This is a genomic window from Bradyrhizobium sp. HKCCYLS3070, from assembly GCF_051167575.1.
Taxonomy (GTDB): domain Bacteria; phylum Pseudomonadota; class Alphaproteobacteria; order Rhizobiales; family Xanthobacteraceae; genus Bradyrhizobium.
Map to the genome: position 1 here is coordinate 1 of NZ_JBNPTI010000004.1, position 18,067 is coordinate 18,067.

The 18,067-nt window shown below is 66.4% G+C and carries 15 protein-coding genes and 1 riboswitch; of the genes, 6 read left to right on the forward strand and 9 right to left on the reverse strand.

What is annotated here, in order from left to right:
* Positions 1–581 precede the first annotated feature (581 nt).
* Complete coding sequence (locus ACQR03_RS15120; protein WP_316186720.1) at positions 582–1,112, reverse strand: REP-associated tyrosine transposase; 531 nt, start codon at positions 1,110–1,112, stop codon at positions 582–584.
* A 231-nt stretch (positions 1,113–1,343) separates the two neighbouring features.
* On the opposite strand from ACQR03_RS15120, the gene ACQR03_RS15125 reads away from it, so the two are divergent.
* The 5 genes from ACQR03_RS15125 (at position 1,344) to ACQR03_RS15145 (ending at position 7,142) form a co-directional block, all read left to right on the forward strand.
* On the forward strand, positions 1,344–2,576 hold the full coding sequence (locus ACQR03_RS15125) for a benzoate/H(+) symporter BenE family transporter (protein WP_316166503.1): 1,233 nt from the start codon (positions 1,344–1,346) through the stop codon (positions 2,574–2,576).
* Positions 2,577–2,700: 124 nt separating this feature from the next.
* Entirely contained in the window at positions 2,701–4,020 is a 1,320-nt protein-coding gene (locus ACQR03_RS15130) for an ABC transporter substrate-binding protein (protein ID WP_315752716.1), read from the forward strand.
* Positions 4,017–4,952 (forward strand): carbohydrate ABC transporter permease, encoded by a 936-nt coding sequence (locus ACQR03_RS15135; RefSeq protein ID WP_315714070.1) that lies wholly within the window; start codon positions 4,017–4,019, stop codon positions 4,950–4,952. Before ACQR03_RS15130 ends, ACQR03_RS15135 begins: the two co-directional genes overlap by 4 nt.
* Positions 4,949–5,773, forward strand: a complete 825-nt coding sequence (locus ACQR03_RS15140; RefSeq protein WP_315714069.1) for a carbohydrate ABC transporter permease — start codon at positions 4,949–4,951, stop codon at positions 5,771–5,773. The genes ACQR03_RS15135 and ACQR03_RS15140 overlap by 4 nt, the downstream gene beginning before the upstream one ends.
* A 274-nt stretch (positions 5,774–6,047) precedes the next feature.
* On the forward strand, positions 6,048–7,142 hold the full coding sequence (locus ACQR03_RS15145) for an HWE histidine kinase domain-containing protein (protein ID WP_316201336.1): 1,095 nt from the start codon (positions 6,048–6,050) through the stop codon (positions 7,140–7,142).
* 6 nt (positions 7,143–7,148) lie between these two features.
* Here ACQR03_RS15145 and ACQR03_RS15150 read toward each other — a convergent pair whose 3' ends face one another.
* The 8 genes from ACQR03_RS15150 to ACQR03_RS15185 all read right to left on the reverse strand — a co-directional run bounded on the left by ACQR03_RS15150 (position 7,149) and on the right by ACQR03_RS15185 (position 16,873).
* Entirely contained in the window at positions 7,149–7,964 is an 816-nt protein-coding gene (locus tag ACQR03_RS15150) for an XdhC family protein (protein WP_316169345.1), read from the reverse strand.
* A 214-nt stretch (positions 7,965–8,178) separates the two neighbouring features.
* Entirely contained in the window at positions 8,179–9,384 is a 1,206-nt protein-coding gene (locus tag ACQR03_RS15155) for a vWA domain-containing protein (protein ID WP_315752712.1), read from the reverse strand.
* Entirely contained in the window at positions 9,381–10,250 is an 870-nt protein-coding gene (locus tag ACQR03_RS15160) for an AAA family ATPase (RefSeq protein WP_315752711.1), read from the reverse strand. Before ACQR03_RS15160 ends, ACQR03_RS15155 begins: the two co-directional genes overlap by 4 nt.
* A gap of 172 nt (positions 10,251–10,422) precedes the next feature.
* A complete protein-coding gene (locus ACQR03_RS15165) occupies positions 10,423–12,843 on the reverse strand; it encodes an aerobic carbon-monoxide dehydrogenase large subunit (protein WP_315752710.1) in 2,421 nt (806 codons plus the stop codon).
* A complete protein-coding gene (locus tag ACQR03_RS15170; RefSeq protein WP_315752709.1) occupies positions 12,840–13,340 on the reverse strand; it encodes a (2Fe-2S)-binding protein in 501 nt (166 codons plus the stop codon). The genes ACQR03_RS15165 and ACQR03_RS15170 overlap by 4 nt, the downstream gene beginning before the upstream one ends.
* Before the next feature lie 227 nt (positions 13,341–13,567).
* Positions 13,568–14,431 carry an FAD binding domain-containing protein gene (locus tag ACQR03_RS15175; protein WP_315752708.1) on the reverse strand — a complete coding sequence of 288 codons (864 nt, stop codon included), beginning with the start codon at positions 14,429–14,431 and terminating at the stop codon, positions 13,568–13,570.
* Positions 14,432–14,759: 328 nt separating this feature from the next.
* A complete protein-coding gene (locus tag ACQR03_RS15180) occupies positions 14,760–15,968 on the reverse strand; it encodes an MHYT domain-containing protein (protein ID WP_315714061.1) in 1,209 nt (402 codons plus the stop codon).
* A 299-nt stretch (positions 15,969–16,267) separates the two neighbouring features.
* On the reverse strand, positions 16,268–16,873 hold the full coding sequence (locus tag ACQR03_RS15185; RefSeq protein WP_315752707.1) for a 6,7-dimethyl-8-ribityllumazine synthase: 606 nt from the start codon (positions 16,871–16,873) through the stop codon (positions 16,268–16,270).
* Positions 16,874–16,950: 77 nt separating this feature from the next.
* A riboswitch (FMN riboswitch) is annotated at positions 16,951–17,144 on the reverse strand.
* 394 nt (positions 17,145–17,538) lie between these two features.
* Between ACQR03_RS15185 and ACQR03_RS15190 the strand changes: the two genes are divergently transcribed.
* Positions 17,539–18,039 (forward strand): YbjN domain-containing protein, encoded by a 501-nt coding sequence (locus ACQR03_RS15190; RefSeq protein WP_315714059.1) that lies wholly within the window; start codon positions 17,539–17,541, stop codon positions 18,037–18,039.
* The last annotated feature ends 28 nt before the right edge of the window (positions 18,040–18,067 follow it).

The following is an 18,067-nucleotide window of genomic DNA, read 5'->3' on the forward strand; positions in this document are numbered from 1 at the left end:
AACTCCAGCAGAAGCGCTTGACGAGCTGCTGTCACGAATGAAAACACTTGGTGTTGCGACCACCGCTTGAGCCCGCCACCCGGCCCTCCCTGCGCGATGGTTTTGACGGCTGCTTCGCGTTCTCCCCGGTGCGCCGGCTTGTTGGCCACCGTGCGCGCAACGCGCTTGCGCGCGTTACGCGGGACACCAGCTTCGGGGTGCCAGGACCGCGCGACTTGACCGTGCGGGCCGCATCGTTCGTCGACGCGAACTGAATCACGCTGCGACCCGACCCGCCCATCGCATTCCGCTGCCGACGTCCATGACGACCGCGATACGTCCCCTCCGACGCAACGGAACGAGCGGGACCATAATGCTGATTTTACGAAATCGTCAAGCGATTTATTTTTATCCGAAGGGGTGGACAGGATTTGCAGCAATGAGGTGATTTGGTCGACGGGCAGAAGATTGCCCCTTTAGCGCGGATACATACGGCGGATTACGGCTGCGCCTAATCCGCCCTACGGGTCGAGCGTAGGGCGGATTAGCGAAGCGTAATCCGCCACCACACAGCACGGGATTTCGAGACAAACTTGACTCCGTCAACGCTCTCCGAACGTTCCGCTGACCTCGACATCACCCGCCCAGTCCGCAGGAAACATTCCTGCGCGCACATCGCTATGAAACGAAGAATGCGGCCAGTCCGCGACGCGGCTGACGAAGCTGTGCTTCACCGGATTGATGTAACAATACTCCACGTGACGGGCATAATCTTCTTCGTCGCGGATAAGATGCTCCCAGAATCGGCGCTGCCAGATGCCGCGCTCCTGCCGCACCACACGAGTGGGGCTGAGATTTTCTGTCCTTGGAAGCGCCCGCGCGAAGCGGTTCTTGATCAGCCGCCAGCGCATCGAGAAGTCGGCGTCATCGGGCGGCAAGGTCCAGACGGCATGAAGATGATCGGGCATCACCACGAAGGCATCGATCTCGAAAGGAAAACGCCGCTTCGTGGCGGCGACCGCGGAGCGCAGGACGTCGATGTGATCGATCAGCAAGCTCTGACGCCGATCGAGCAGATTCAGCGTGAAAAACCAACAACCGCCTGGAACGAATGCGCGTCGATAGTTGGGCATGGATCGAGCTTCGAGTCGAAACCAACGTAAGCCTACTCGCAGCGGATGCATGAATTCAAGATTTGCGGCGGATTACGGCTTCGCCTAATCCGCCCTACGCTCGAACCTGTAGGGCGGATTAGCGAAGCGTAATCCGCCGATCAGCCCCGTGCCTTGCACAGGCCGTCCTGTTCGGCCAACATCCCCTGGAGATGCGAGGAAACAAGAACCCCAGCCCCGAGCCCCGCCCTCATGTTCAGCGCCATCGAACGCCCCGCGGGCCCGCCGCCCAGCGCCGCCCGGATCGCCGACGACTTCGGTCCGCTCTACGCCTCGCATGGCTTCATCGGCTGGCTGTTCGCGATCACCGGACCGGTCGCCATCATCCTGTCGGTCGGCGCCAATGGCGGGCTGTCGCAGGCGGAGATCGCGTCGTGGATCTTCGGCGTGTTCTTCATCAACGGCCTGATCACGCTTGCGCTGTCGTGGCGCTATCGCGAGCCACTGGTGCTGTTCTGGACCATTCCGGGCACCGTCCTGGTCGGCCAGTCGCTGACGCATCTCAGCTTCCCGCAGGTGGTCGGCGCGTTCTACGGCACGGCGCTGTTGATGCTGGTGCTCGGGCTCACCGGCTGGGTCAAGCGCGCGATGCAACTGGTGCCGATGCCGATCGTGATGGGCATGGTCGCCGGCGTATTCCTGCGCTTCGGCCTCGATCTCGTCCGCGCCGTGTTCGCCGACTTTGCCATCGCCGGGCCGATGGTCGTGCTCTGGCTGCTGCTGACCGCGCTCCCTGCGCTGGGCCGGCGCTGCCCGCCGATCATCGGCGCGCTCGTCATCGGCACGCTCGCGGCTCTCCTGTTCGGCAAATATGATCAGAATGCGTCGGTGCAGATCGCGCTGATCCATCCGGTGATCCCGACGCCATCCTGGTCGCTCGCGGCCATGATCGAGCTGATCGTGCCGCTCGCGGTCACCGTGCTGGTGGTGCAGAACGGCCAGGGCTTTGCGGTGCTGACCGCCGCCGGGCACAAGCCGCCGGTCAATGTGGTGACCGTCGCCTGCGGCATCGGCTCGGCGCTCGCGGCTGTCGTGGGCGGCGTGTCGACCTGCCTGACCGGACCGACCAACGCCATCGTCGTCTCCGGCGGCGAGCGCAAGCGCCACTATACCGCGGCGATGGTCGTGGGCGTGCTGGCGCTCGGCTTCGGCCTGCTGGCGCCGACCTTCACCACGCTGCTGCTGATCGCGCCGAAATCATTGATCACCGCGCTGGCGGGCCTCGCCATGCTGCGCGTGCTGCAAACGGCGTTCGTGACCGCGTTCAGAACGAACTTCTCCCTCGGCGCCCTGATCGCCTTCCTCGTCACCGTCGCCGACGTGCCCCTGCTCAACATCGGCGCCGCGTTCTGGGGGCTCGTCGCCGGCTTTGCACTGTCGTGGCTGCTGGAGCGGACGGATTTCACAGCCGCATCGGGCGCATAACGGATTGCCGCATCGCACCACGCGCTGTCGTCGCATCCCCAGTCGAACGGGCACCATGCTGTTGCAGCGCCGCTGGATCGCGCTACACTTCACGACCAAACAAGAAGTCTTCTGGGAGGATATGATGACCGCGATCACGCGCCGCAACATGCTTGCGGGTACGGCAGCAGCAGGCGCGCTTGCGCTCACCGGCCAGCCCGCCTGGTCGGAGCCGCAGTGGAAGAAATATGCCGGTACCAAGCTCGAGGTGATCCTGGCCAAGGGGCCGCGCGGCGACAATCTGCAGAAGAACATCAAGGAATTCACCGCGCTGACCGGCATCGAGGTGGAATCCGAGCAGATCCCGGAGCAGCAGCAGCGACAGAAGGTTGTGATCGAACTGTCGTCGGGCAAGCCGAGCTTCGACGTCGTCCATCTCAGCTATCACGTGCAGAAGCGGCAGTTCGAGAAGGCCGGCTGGCTCGCCGACATCACCGACTTCATGAAGGACCCGAACCTCACCGCGCCGGACCTCGTGCAGAGCGATTTCTCCGCCGCTGGCCTCAGTTACGCCAGCAACGACAAGGGCCGGATGTTCTCGCTGCCATGGTCGGTGGACTACTTCATCCTCTACTATAACAAGGAGCTGTTCGCGAAGAAGGGCGTCGAAGTGCCGAAGACGCTCGACGAGATGGTCACGGCGGCGCAGAAGCTGACCGATGCCAAGGACGGCACGTTCGGCTTCGTTGGCCGCGGCCTGCGCAACGCCAACATGACGCTGTGGACGAACTTCTTCCTCAACTATGGCGGCGAGTTCCTGGACGCCAAGGGCAACATCCTGACCGACGGCCCGGAGGCCGTCGAGGCGACCAAGCTGTATCAGAAGCTGCTGACGACCTGCGCGCCTCCGGGCGTGGCCGGCTTCAACTGGATGGAGTCGATGGCCTCGTTCACGCAAGGCCGCTCGGCGATGTGGATCGACGGCGTCGGCTGGGCGCCGCCGCTGGAGGATCCCAACGCCTCGCGCGTGGTCGGCAAGGTCGGCTACACCGTGGTGCCCGCGGGACCGAAGGGGCAGTACTCGGCGACCTATGGCGACGGCATCGGCATTGCGGCCGCGAGCAAGAACAAGGAAGCGGCCTGGCTGCTGTGCCAGTGGCTGGTGTCGAAGCCGCAGGGCGCCCGCCTGGTGCAGGCCGGCGGCGGTGTACCGTTCCGCAACTCGGTGCTCAACGACCCCGGGGTCCAGGGCGGCGTGAAGATGCCGAAGGAGTGGCTGCAGTCGGCGATCGACTCCGGCAAGATCTCCAAGCTCGGCCTGCCCGTGATCATCCCGGTCGCCGAATTCCGCGATCTCGTCGGTGCGGCGCTGACCGCGACGCTGTCGGGCGCCGATCCCGCCACCGAGCTGAAGAAGGCGCACGAGCAGTTCCGCCCGATCCTGGAGCGCAGCGAGAAAGCGTGAGCACGATCGTCGAACAGGCCGGCGCGGCGGCGGAGGCGGCTGCGCCGGAACGTGCGTTGCGGCCGCCGTCGTACTGGCCGTTCGTGATCCCGGCGCTGGTCACCGTGCTGGCGGTGATCATCTTCCCCTGGCTGTTCACGATCTGGATGAGCTTCCAGGAGTGGAAGGTCGGTTCACCCACGACATTCGTCGGGCTGTCGAACTATCTCAGGCTGCCGGCCGATCCGCGCTTCGTCGAGTCGGTCGGGCACACGCTGTCCTATACGGCTCTATCGGTGCTGCTGCCGCTGGTGCTCGGCACCTTCGCGGCGGTGATCTTCCATGCCCGCTTCCCCGGCCGGGGACTGCTGCGGGCGCTGTTCATCATGCCGATGATGGCGACGCCGGTGGCGATCGCCCTGGTGTGGACGATGATGTTCCATCCGCAGCTCGGCATCCTCAACTACCTGCTGTCGCTGGTCGGCCTGCCGCCGCAGCTCTGGGTCTTCCATCCGGGCACGGTGATCCCCTCGCTGGTGCTGGTCGAGACGTGGCAGTGGACGCCGCTGGTGATGCTGATCGTGCTCGGCGGCATCGCCTCGCTACCGACGGAGCCGTATGAGAGCGCACAGATCGACGGCGCCAGCACCTGGCAGATGTTCCGCTACATCACCCTGCCCTTGATCATGCCGTTCCTGTTCATCGCCGCGATGATCCGAGCCATCGACGCGATCAAGAGCTTCGACATCATCTTCGCGATCACCCAGGGCGGCCCGGGCTCGGCGTCGGAGACCATCAACCTCTATCTCTACAGCGTCGCCTTCGTCTATTACGACCTCGGCTATGCGTCGGCGATCGCGGTGGTGTTCTTCGCGCTGATCATCGCGCTGACTGCGCTCTTGCTGGTGTTGCGCCGCCGCGCGCAGTGGAATGCGCTGGGGAGCGACACATGAGCGCGCAGACCATCCTCGGCCGACTCGGGCTCGCGCTCGGCGTCTTCCTCATCGTCTCGCCGGCGATCCTGTTCTTCCTCTGGATGATCTCGCTGTCGGTGAAGTACGAGGTCGACAACGCCGCCTATCCGCCGGTGTTCTGGCCGGAGCATTTCGCCTGGAAGAACTATGCCGACGTGCTGTCGTCCAACCGCTTCTTCACCTATTTCAAGAACAGCCTGGTGGTGACCGGCGGCGCGACGGCGCTCGCGATGCTGGTCGGCGTGCCCGCCGGCTACGGCATCGCGCGCATGGCCGCGCACAAGTCCGCGATCGTGATCCTGATCGCGCGCATCACGCCGGGCCTGTCCTATCTGATCCCGCTGTTCCTCTTGTTTCAGTGGCTCGGCCTGCTCGGCACGCTGTGGCCGCAGATCATCATCCATCTCGTCGTCACCGTGCCGATCGTGATCTGGATCATGATCGGCTATTTCGAGACCACGCCGATCGAGCTCGAAGAAGCCGCGCGTATCGATGGCGCGACGCGCTGGCAGGTTTTCCGTCACGTGGCATTACCGGTGGCGAAGCCCGGCCTCGCAGTCGCCTTCATCCTCGCGGTGATCTTCTCCTGGAATAATTTCGTGTTCGGCATCGTGCTGGCCGGACGCGAGACCCGCACCTTGCCGGTCGCGGTCTACAACATGATCTCGTTCGATCAGCTCTCGTGGGGGCCGCTCGCGGCGGCCGCGCTGATCGTGACCCTGCCGGTGCTGCTGCTGACCGTGTTCGCGCAGCGGCAGATCGTGGCCGGCCTGACGGCGGGTGCGGTCAAGGGGGGCTGACGGGTATAATGCATACCAAAGAGAACCTGCGGCGGAATGCCAAACTTGCCTTGGTCAGGCCATAGTCTGCCACTTGGTTACCTGCGTGGAACCGGGATTCGCCCCGCCCCTGAGGCGCGGCGATGGCCGCGTTGATGGCTTCATCTCGTCTCTGCGCCGGCTTCGTTCCAGCCGAATACCACTGCGCCGCACGATCGACCGGCTCCGGATTTGCGCTCCGTCCGGTCCGTCTTGCAACCTGTCACTGGCTGAACGCCCGACCGACGAAAGCTGCATGACGTCCGATCGCGACGCCTCCGCGCCAGACCGATTGACTGCCCTGTTGCAGACCGAGCTGCTCGACTCGCCGCCGGAGCCGGGCTTCGATCGCGTCACCCGCTTGACCTCGCGGCTGCTGCAGGCTCCGGCGGCGATCATCGCGCTGGTCGATCGCGACCGGCAGTTCTTCAAGAGCTCGGTCGGCCTGTGCGAGCCGTGGGCGTCGCTGCGCGAGACGCCGCTCAGCCACTCCTTCTGCCAGCACGTCGTGACCTCGGCGCAGCCGCTGGTGATCAGCGACGCCAACGAGCATCCGCTGGTGAAGGACAATCTCGCGGTGCCGGTTTTCGGCGTGATCGCCTATCTCGGCGTCCCCCTGCGGCTGCCGAGCGGCGAGGTGATCGGCGCGCTCTGCGCCATCGATCACGAGCCGCGGCCGTGGAGCGACGACGACATCGCCCAGCTCACCGAGCTCAGCGAGATCGTGATGGACGAGATCGCGCTGCGCACCGAGAATGCACGGCGGCGCACGATCGAGCAGCACCATCGCGTGCTCGTCCATGAGCTCAATCACCGTGTCAAGAACACGCTGGCGCTGGTCGACAGCGTGATCGCGCTCAGCATCCGCGCCGATTCGGCGCTGGCCGCGTTCGGCGAGGTGCTGCGCGGCCGCATTGCCGCGCTGACCCGCAGCCACGCGCTGGCGCTGGACCGCGGCCGCGAGGCGATCGCGCTCGATGAACTCGTCTGCGCCGAACTGGCGCCGCTGCAAGGCGACCGTGTCACGGTCGACGGTCCTGCCGTGCCGCTTCCGCCGGGCGTCGCGCTGTATCTGTCGATGGGGCTGCACGAGCTCGTCACCAACGCGGTGAAATACGGCGCGCTGTCGAACGATGCAGGACGGGTGACGCTGAGCTGGACCCATGCCGACGGACGGCTCAAGCTGTCCTGGGAGGAGAACGGCGGCCCGCAGGTCTCCCCACCTGCGAGCAACGGCTTCGGCTCGCTGCTGTTCGAGCGCATTCTCGGCGCGGCGCTGAAGGGCGAGGTCACGCGCGACTTCGCGCCGGATGGGCTCAGGGTTTCGTTCGACCTGCCGCTCGCGCCATGACGGAATTCAGCCGCGCTGGCCGCGCCGGCGCGTCAGCGTGATCTCGGCCAGAATCGACATCGCGATCTCCTCCGGCGTGATGGCGCCGAGATCGAGGCCGGCCGGTGCCTTGACCTTGTCGAGCAGCGCGGCGTCGATGCCGGCCCTGATCAGCTTGTCGCGCAGGCTGTCCATCTTGCGGCGACTGCCGACGAAGGCATGGTAGGCCGCATCGCAGGCGAGCGCGGCGCGCAAGGCCGCCTCGTCGCCCTTGCCTTGCGTCGACACCACGACGAAGCGGCTGCTCCCGGCCGGTTGATCCAGCGCGAAGCCATCGATCAGCACATCGGCCTCCGGTGTCGTGACGAGATCGGACGCCGGCGCCGCCAGCGTCACGTGATAGCCGAGCGGCCGCGCCTGCGCCGCGAGCGCGATCGCGACCGGGCTCGCGCCGAGGATGACCAGCGCGGGATGCGGCAGCACCGGCTCGACGAAGATGTCCATGGTGCCCTTGCTCGGGCACATGTTGGCGGCGAAGCGCACGCCCTCCCTGGTTTCGCCCGGCTTGACGCCGAGCTCGGCGAGCAGGTTCTCAGGCTGCACCGAGACCATGCGCGGGATGCCGTCGGCGAGCGCCTCGCGCGCCGCCTTCAGCACCGCGCCGCGGGCGCAGCCGCCGCCGATCCAGCCCGCGACGATGCTGCCGTCGGGGCGGATGATCGCCTTGGCGCCGGCCTTCGCGGCGGTCACCGACACCGTACGGACGACGGTGGCGAGCACGAAGCTCTCGTCGTTGGCTTTCAGTTGCGCGGCGAGATCGAGCAGTTCGGGAGCAGCGGTCATGACTGCCTCCTCTGCGGACTGTCGGAAGCACACTGCTTCGACAGAGAAGGTATGTTCCCTCCCCCCTTGTGGGGGAGGGCTAGGGAGGGGGGCGTCTTGCACCGATGTCGGGGTACCCCCCTCCCCAGCCCTCCCCCACAAGGGGGGAGGGAGCGCACCACCGATGCTGCGACAGCGCGCCTTGAGCTCACAACGATGCCGCGCATCCGCATCCTCACAACCTCGCCAAATAAGGCTCCAGCGCCGCGAGCGAGCTCAACGTATGCGCGGGCGCGTAGAGATCGACGAAGGGCAGCGCGGCCTTGATGCCGCGCGCTTCCGGCGCATAGCCGTCCCAGCCGAGCATCGGATTGAGCCAGACGATGCGGCGGCAGCGGCGCGACAGTTGCGCCATCTCGCGGCCGAGCAAGGCTGGGTCACCGGTGTCGTAGCCGTCGGAGACGATCATCACGCAGGTCCGCGAATGAATGACGCGGGGCGCGTGCCAGCGATTGAAGGTCTGCAGGCTCTCGCCGATCCGCGTCCCGCCGCCGGCGCCCTGCGCCATCATCGAGAGACGGTCGAGCGCCCGCGCGGCATCCTTCTCCCTCATCGCATCCGAGACATAGGCAAGCCGGGTGTGAAACAGGAACGCTTCGGCCTCGTGGAAGGCGTCGAGCACACCGTGGATGAAGCGCAGGAACACCGCGGTGTAGGGGCTCATCGAGCCGGAGGCGTCGAGCAGCACCACCAGCCGCAGCGGCTTGTGCTTGCGTCGCCGGTGCACCAGCGCAATCGGCACGCCGCCATGGCTGATGTTGCGGTGGATGGTGCGGCGCAGGTCGAGCCGCTCGCCCTTGCGCCGCAACTGATCGCGGCGCGTCAGCCGTGTCCGCATCGCCCGGGCGAGCCGCGCCGCGGCCTCGTGCGCCAGCGCGACCTGGTCAGGATCTGCGAGCTTGCGGAAGTCGGTATCGCTGATGGACTCCACGCGCGATGCTCCTTCGCGCAGGCCCTCGCCGCCCGCGTCGCGTGGGGTTTCGTCAGAGGGAATCTGATCGGTCGCGCCGTGAGGCTCCGGCTGACCGGCATTCGCATCCTGCAGACTCTTCAGGGACGGGCTGTTCGCTCTCGCCGTCGCGCCGGAGACCAGCGAGCGCGAGCGCACGCGCTTGCCGAGCCAGAACGCGTCGAACAGGCCGTCGAAGCGATCCCACTCGCTCTTGCGCGCCGAAAACAGGTGCTTGAAGGCGGAGCGCAACAGGCCGGGCTTATCGGCATAGCCCGCACTCATCACGGCCGCCGCATCCTGCCCCTCCGACAGGCCGACCGCAAAGCCGTTATCGCGCAACGTCTTGAGAAATGCACCGAGGCGTCCCGCGACCAGCCGCGCGACCGCGTTCATGTCCTCGTGGTCGGGTGTGGTGCCACAGCAGCTCATGCGACCTTCCCCAGCAGCCGCGCCGTGACCTCGCGCGTGATCCGCGCGCGGTCCTCATGGGTCTTGAGCAGGCACATCAAGGTGTCATGCACCATCTCCGGCTGGTCCTTGAGATCGCGCACGTCGAGCCCGACCAGTGCCGCCGCCCAGTCCAGCGTCTCGGCGACGCCGGGCACCTTGCGCAGTTCCTCCTTGCGCAAGGAGTCGACAAGGCGCGCGATCTGCAGAGCCAGTTGCGCCGAGGCGCCGTCGATCCGCGCCAGGATGATGCGCGCCTCGCGATCGACGTCGGGATAGTCGACGTAGTGATAGAGGCAGCGCCGGCGCAGCGCGTCGGACAATTCGCGGGTGCCGTTGGAGGTCAGCACCACGTGCGGGATGCTGATTGCTTTGATGGTGCCGAGCTCCGGAATCGAGACTTGGAAGTCCGACAGGAGCTCCAGCAGGAACGCCTCGAATTCGTCGTCGGCGCGGTCGATCTCATCGATCAGCAGCACCGGCGGCGTGGCGCGGCGGATCGCCGCAAGCAGCGGCCGCTCCAGCAGATATTTCTCGGAGAAGATCTGGTCCTCGATGGTGTCCGGCTGGCCGCGATGCGCCTCGATCGCGAGCAGCTGGCGCTGGTAGTTCCACTCGTAGAGCGCGGAGCTCTGATCGAGGCCTTCATAGCATTGCAGACGGATCAGCTCGGTGCCGTGGACGCAGGCGAGCGCCTTGGCGACCTCGGTCTTGCCGACCCCGGCCTCGCCTTCCAGCAGCAGCGGCCGCCTGAGGAGCTGCATCAAGGTGATGGCAGTCGCGAGCTCGCCGTCGGCGATATAACCGCAGGCGGAGAGCGATTGTGCGATGTCGTCGCGGGCTTTCATGTCAAGTTCGACTGCAGCGTCATCGGAGGTGAACTCCCCTCCCCCTTGTGGGGAGGGGTTGGGGGTGGGGGTCTCCACGGCACACTGCCCGTGGGGTACCCCCCTCCCTAGCCCTCCCCCACAAGGGGGGAGGGAACGCACCGCTCGCGCGGTAAACGCCAGCGCCTTCAGTCTACGCCACCACACCCAAATTCTTCGCCGCCTGCCAGTTGCGCCAGAAGTCGTGGGGCATCTGGATGTGCGTCGCGCCCAGGAACGAGAACGCGTCATTGACCGCATTGGAGAACGCCGGCACGCCGCCGACATTGGGGCTTTCGCCGACGCCCTTGGCGCCGATCGGATGGTGCGGCGAAGGCGTCACCGTGAAGTCGGTCTCCCAATGCGGCGTCTCCACCGCGGTCGGCATGAAGAAGTCCATGAACGAGCCGGTGACGACATTGCCCTCGGCGTCGTAGCGGATCTCCTGGCCCATCGCGATGGCGAAGGCTTCGGTGAGGCCGCCATGGATCTGGCCCTCGATGATCATCGGGTTGATGCGGGTGCCGCAATCATCCAGCGCATAGAAGCGTCGGACCTTGTACACGCCCGTATCCACATCGATGTCCATCACGCAGAGATAGGCGCCGAATGGATAGGTCATGTTGGGCGGATCGTAATAGCTCACCGCCTCCAGCCCCGGCTCCATGCCGGGCGGCACCGAGTTGTAGGCCGCCCAGCAGATATCCTTCATCGACATCACCTTCTCGGGCAGGCCCTTGACCCGGAAGCCGTCGATGTCCCATTCGAGATCGTCTTCATGGACCTCGAGCTTGTAGGCCGCGATCATCTGCGCCTTGGCCTTGATCTTGCGCGCGGCCATCGCGATGGCCGCGCCGGCCACCGGCGTCGAGCGCGAGCCGTAGGTGCCCAAGCCATAAGGCGCGGTGTCGGTGTTGCCCTCCTCGACCATGATGTTGTCGGCGGGAATGCCGATCTCGCTGGCGATGATCTGCGCCCAGGTGGTCTCGTGCCCCTGGCCCTGGCTCTTGGTGCCCATCCGCGCGATGCCGGCGCCGGTCGGGTGCAGCCGGATCTCGCAGGAATCGAACATCGCGATGCCCAGGATGTCGCAGTTCTTCGACGGACCGGCGCCGACGATCTCGGTGAAGAAGGAGACGCCGATGCCCATGATCTCGCGGGTCTCGCCGCGCTTGAACGCCGCGCGCTTCTCGGCCTGCTCCTTGCGCAGGCCTGCGTAGTCCACCGCTTCCATCATCTTGCGCATGGCGGTGTGGTAGTCGCCGGAATCGTACTCCCAGCCGAGCGCCGAGTGATAGGGAAACTGCTCCGGCTTGACGAAATTCTTCAGGCGCAGCTCCGCCGGGTCCATGCCGAGCTTCTGCGCGAGAATGTCCATGCCGCGCTCGATGCAATAGGCCGCCTCGGTGACGCGGAACGAGCAGCGATACGCGACGCCGCCCGGCGCCTTGTTGGTGTAGACGCCGTCGACGGAGAGATGCGCGACCGGGAAGTCATAGGAGCCGGTGACGATGTTGAAGAAGCCGGCCGGCCATTTCGACGGGTCGGCGCAGGCGTCGAAGCCGCCATGATCGGCGAGCACGTGGACGCGCAGGCCGGTGACCTTGCCGTCCTTGGTCGCCGCGATCTCGGTGGTCATGTGATAGTCGCGCGCGAACGCCGTCGCGGTCAGGTTCTCGATGCGGTCCTCGACCCATTTCACCGGCTTGCCGGTGACGATCGAGGCCACCGCGGCGCAGATATAGCCGGGATAGGCGCCGACCTTGTTGCCGAAGCCGCCGCCGATGTCCGGCGCGATGACGTGGATCTTCTGCTCGGGGATCTTGGCGATCAGCGACACCACGGTGCGGATCACATGCGGCGCCTGGAAGGTGCCCCAGATCGTCAGCTCGCCCTTGATCTTGTCGAACGCGCAGACGCACTGGCAGGTCTCGAGCGGCGACGGATGGGTGCGGTGATACGAGATCATCTCCTTGATGGTGACGTCGGCCTTCTTGAACGCGGCGTCGGTGAGTTCCTTGTCACCGACACTCCATTCGAAGATGTGGTTGTGATGCTTGCGCGGGCCGTGTGCGCCTGTGGTCTTGCCGGCGAGATCCTCGCGCAGAACGGGGGCGTCCGGGTCCATCGCCTTGAACGGATCGACCAGCACCGGCAGCGGCTCGTATTCGACCACCACCTTGGAGACGCCGTCATCGGCGGCATAGCGGTCGGTCGCGACGACGAAGGCAACCTCCTGGTTCTGGAACAGCACCTTGCCGTCGGCGAGCACCATCTGCACGTCGCCGGCCAAGGTCGGCATCCAGGCGAGGTTGACGGTCTTCAGCGTCTCGGCGGTGATGACCGCGAGCACGCCGGGCACTTTCAGCGCCTCCTCGGTGTGGATCGCCTTCACCCGCGCATGCGCATGCGGCGAGCGCACGAAGTCGCCGTGCAGCATGCCCGGCAGCTTGACGTCGTCGACGTAGTTGCCCTTGCCCTGGGTAAAGCGAATGTCCTCGACGCGCTTGCGCCGGCAGCCCATGCCTTCGAGCGCGGCTTCGCGTTGTTCCCGCGTGGGAGTCAGGTCGTTCATTCCGCGGCCTCCTGGAATTCCACGCCGTTGATCTTGGCGGCGGCGTATTGGATCGCCTTGACGATGTTCTGGTAGCCGGTGCAGCGGCAGATGTTGCCGGAGATGCCGGCGCGGATTTCCGCCTCCGTCGGCGACGGATTCTCCTGCAGCAGCCGATGCGCGCGGATGATCATGCCGGGCGTGCAGAAGCCGCATTGCAGGCCGTGCATCATGCGGAAGCCTTCCTGCAGCGGCGACAGCGTGCCGTCGGCGTTGGCCATGCCCTCGATCGTGGTGATCTCGCAGCCGTTGGCCTGCACGGCGAGCATGGTGCAGCTCTTCACGCTCATGCCGTCGATGTCGATGGTGCAGGCCCCGCAATGGCTGGTCTCGCAGCCGATATGGGTGCCGGTGAGCTGCGCCTGCTCGCGCAGGAAATGAACCAGCAAGGTGCGCGGCTCGGCGAGGCCTTCGACCTCGCTGCCGTTCACCTTCATCATGATGTGGGTTTTGGGCATTTGGTTGCTCCCTTGAAATTTGTTTGAGCTTTGGCCCGGCTATCAGCCTCCCGGGCGGTGAGCTCCCCTCCCCCTTGCGGGGAGGGGTCGGGGGTGGGGGTCCACGGCGGCAGTCTCGCTTGGGGCTACCCCCCTCCCCGCCCCTCCCCCACAAAGGGGGGGAGATGAGAGGACGTGCCGGGGGCGAGAAGGCACCGCATGCGGGCCCGCGGTGTCAGCACACCCTGCTACTTCGCCCTCGCCGCCGCGCGCTGCAGGGCGCGCATCACCATGATGCCGCCGACATGGATGCGGTACTCGGCCGGGCCGCGCGCATCGGACGCCGGCTGCATGATCGCGCGCGCCGCCGTCGCGGCGGCCTTCAGCGTGGCATCGTCGAGCGCCGTGCCGATCACGGCGTTGGCCGCGTCGGTCGCGAGCAGCGGCGTCTCGTGCAGATTGGTGAGCGCGATCACACAGCTCGCCACCTTGCCGCCGGCCATGGTCAGCACGACGGCCGCCGCGGCGGTCGCGTAGTCGCCGACCTTGCGCTTCAGCTTCTCATAGGCGTAGCCGTGTCCCGCAGGCGGAACGGGAATGCTCATCCCGGTGAGGATCTCGCCCGGCTCCAGCGCGGTGAAATAGGCGCCCTGGTAGAACTCCCGCGCCGCGACCTCACGGGCGCCGTTCGGCCCCTCCAGACGGTAGCTTGCATCGAGCGCCAGCATCAGCGCCGGCATGTCGTTGCCGGGATCGCCATTGGCGACGTTGCCGCCGAGCGTGCCGCGGTAGCGCACCTGCGGATCGGCGATCAAAAGCGCCGTTTCGTGCAGGATCGGCAGGCTGGCTCCGATCTCGGTCGAGGCCAGCAGCTCGGCCTGCGTGGTCATCGCGCCGATGACGATGCGGTCGCCATCGCGGCGGATGCCCTTGAGCCCGGCGATGCCGTGCAGATCGATCAGATGCGCCGGGGTCGCCAGTCGCAGCTTCATCATCGGCAGCAGGCTGTGGCCGCCGGCGAGCGGTCGCGCGTCATCGCCGAGGTCGGCGAGCAGCTTGATCGCATCGCTGACGCTCGCCGGCCGGTGATAGTCGAACGGGCCAGGAATCATGACATTTCCTCTCCTGTGCTGGCCTGCCTTATCGGCAAGGCCGTCGCGTTGTTGCGGCGGGCGTTCGTGCTGCGAGAGCGAAGTGCGAACGCGGACGCATCGCGGATTGGCGCGGAGCGTCGATCGGGATCGATGGCCGCGCAACGAAGCCGGCACGGAGAGCGGCGAAATCGCACGAATTGCGGCTGATCGCGCACGAATTGCGTCAGCGAGGGCGACCCAATCGCGCGAGTGACGGCGTGAGCGGCCGCGCAAGACGCGCGCGCGGTGTTGCATGCGTTGGGGAGAATGGCGGCGCTCTGTTGCAGCAGCGAAACGAGCGCTGAACTCAGGCCGGCCGCCGCAGCCCGAGCCGCGCCTTGACCTCGGCGACCTTGGCGCGGCTCACCGGCACGCGCGGCTTCGAGGGGCCATCGAGCTCGATGATCGCGCCCTCGCCTTCCCGACCGACGTAGATCACGTGCTCGATCGCGACGATGTGGCTGCGGTGCACGCGGATGAAGCGGCCGGGATCGAGCTGCGCCTCAGCCTCGGAGATCGACCATGGGCACATCCGCTCGCGGGTGCCGTCGTGGATCCGCGTGTAGTGCGCATCGGCGCGCACGCTGCGCACGTCCCCGGCATCGATGAAATGGGTGCCGTTGGCGCCCTCCAGCGGCAATCGCGCCGCGGTCGCGCGCGGCGGCTGGCCGATGCCCCCCAGCGGCGCCGCCGTCGCCCGGCTCATGGCGGCGACCTCGACCACCGGCTCGGCCGCCGTCGCGGCCGGCTCCGGCGCCAATTGCGGCGCAGCCTCGGCAACGGCCGGCATCGGCTGCGATTGACGGCGCGGGTCCGGCACCAGCGACAGCAAAAATCCGGCGGCGATGACGAAGCACAGCACGGCGACGACGATCGCGAGCGCTTGCGGCGACGCAGCAAGTCCCGGTGCGGCGTGGTGGTGTCCCTCGCCCATCGGCACGACATGCATTCCCAGCATCGCCGTGTAATGCATGCCGGACACGGCGATGCCGAACGCAACCGCGCTGATGGCGAGCCGTAGCCCGTCCTGCCGCGCCAGGAAGATGCGCAGGCCGCCATAGGCGGCGCCGATCGCAATCGCCACCGACAGCGCCACCAGCGCCGGATCATGCGTCAGCCCGAATGAGCCGGACAGGCCGTGCATGCCGACATAATGCATGCTGGCGATGCCGGCGCCGAGCAGCAGCGCGGAAGGGACGACGCGCCGGGGGGAGGGATCGCCGATGCTGACGAAGAACAGCGAGATGCCGATCACGAGCGCGCAGATCAGGAACGAGATGATGGTCGGCAGCACCAGATAGACGGCATCAGGCGGCAGTGGCGCCGCCATCATGCCCACGAAATGCATGGTCCATATGCCCACGGCCAGAATGCCGGCGGCGCCGGACAGCAGCACGCGCGCATTCTCTCCCGGCCCGCTGCGGATGCGCGCGGTGAGACTGAAACCGGTATAGCCACCCAGGCTCGCGATCACGACCGAGAGCGCGACGAGATAAGGATCGTATCCTTCGATCATCCTTGTCGGCCGCCCGTCGCCACGGGCCAGCCTCCTCCCAGGGGAGATTTTACAGGGGTGGCGAGGAAATTGACAACACAAGGCGGGGAGCGTGAGGGGGCGTGTTGTCGCTGGGGGACAAGCGAGGGCGGCAAGCTTGATTGGCGTGGCGCCAGACGTTGGATTCGATCTGGAGCGGCGAACGCGGTGAGTTCCCCTCCCCCTTGCGGGGAGGGGAGCAGGCCGCCGTCGCGGTGAGACCTCGGCTCCCGACACTGAAGCATGTGTGGCCGGCCGTGACCGGCCACACACCGTCCGCCTCAGATAATCCCCGCCGCGACCTGGCTGCGCAGCCGCTCCAGGCTCAGCAGCGTCTCGGCGCAGGCGGTCGCCACCTCGATGCCCTTGGTCGCAAAATGCTTGCGGAAGAACTCGAAATGCGCCTGCGTCTCGTGGAATTGCTGCGGCGTCAGCACCGCGGAGAACACCGGCACCTCGGTGCGCAATTGCACGTCCATCAGCGCCTTGATGACGGTGTCGGCGACGAATTCGTGGCGGTAGATGCCGCCGTCGACGACGAGCCCGGCCGCGACGATGGCGGTATAGCGCCGCGTCTTGGCCAGGAGCTGCGCATGCAGCGGGATCTCGAACGAGCCCGGCACCTCGAAGATGTCGACACGATCGCGCGGGATGTGGCGCGCCTCGATCTCGTCGAGGAAGGCCAGACGGCATTCGGCGACGACATCGCGATGCCAGGCCGATTGCACGAAGGCGACGCGCTGCGGCTTGCTGAAGCGCGGATGCGACGGCGCCGGTGGCGACTCGTCGGGCGGTGACGCGACCGACGTATCCGCCGGCGGCGACGTTCCTGCGGTGATGGTGTCGGTGGGCGTATCAGTAGGCGCGTCTTGCAACATCTGATTCATGGTTGTCCTCGTCAGAGACCAGAATCAGGGCACACGGAACGACGACGCCCCCACGCTGGATTGCGCGGGGTGCCGGGACCCGTTCTCTTTCATCCGGACTGTGACCGTCGGCTTCGGAATCGCACCGAATCTGCTGACCCTTCTCTGCGCGACGCGTTCCGGAGAACAGAATTCTCCAGACCGTGCCTTGCCGAGAAAGCGCTCGCGGGCTCGCGCTCGACCGAGAACGCTTACCGCCGGTGGGGAATTTCGCCCCGCCCTGAGAACATCGGCCGCCCGGATGGACGGCCTGAATGAACTATGCAGGCGGTCGGCGGCTGCGGCAAGGCCTCACGCCCGCGGTCCGCGACGGGCGGCCATGCAGCCGCTCACGGCCGTTCCCGCGGCCAAATCACCTCAGACCGAGCGGCTGCGGCGTGTCCGATTCCGTTTTGTTCTCGTTCGCCGATGATTCCACAGGCCGGACAGGAGTTGTGGACGAAGCGGTGTTTGGCTGTGGACGGACTCGCCCCCCCGTTGCGCAGATTCCGCAAATCACATCAGTTTGTCCTCGCACGCCTCGGGGTACCTCCGGGACTGCAAGCCGGGTCGCGAAGCGCCGAGAGGGCGTGGGCCGGGTCGCCGCGTATGTACCAACGAGATCAAGAAGACGAGGTCGAGACGGCATGTCCCTGCTCGAAAGCACTATCGATTCCGCAGATCATCCGCTGAGCGTGGTCGAGACCATTGCGGCCGACAATAATTGGATGTTCGAGCGCTCCGGCGAGGACGAGATCACGATCGCCTCCAAGGGCCAGTGGACCGACTATCAGCTTTCCTTCACCTGGATGGCGGAGATCGAGGCGCTGCATCTGGCCTGTGCCTTCGACATGAAGATTCCCGAGGCGCGCCGCGCCGAGGTGCAGCGGCTGATCGCCGCGATCAACGAGCAGCTCTGGCTCGGCCATTTCGACATCTGGACCCACACCGGCATGGTGATGCACCGCCAGGCCCTGGTGCTGCCCGGCGGGATCACCGCGTCGGGACTGCAATGCGAGAGCATGCTGGCGGGCGCCATCCACGCCTGCGAGCGCTATTTCCCGGCCTTCCAGTTCGTGGTCTGGGCCGGCAAGTCGACCCAGGAGGCCATGGCGGCGGCGCTGTTCGATACAGAGGGCGAGGCGTAAGCCGCCGCCGCTCCATCACACGCGGTGT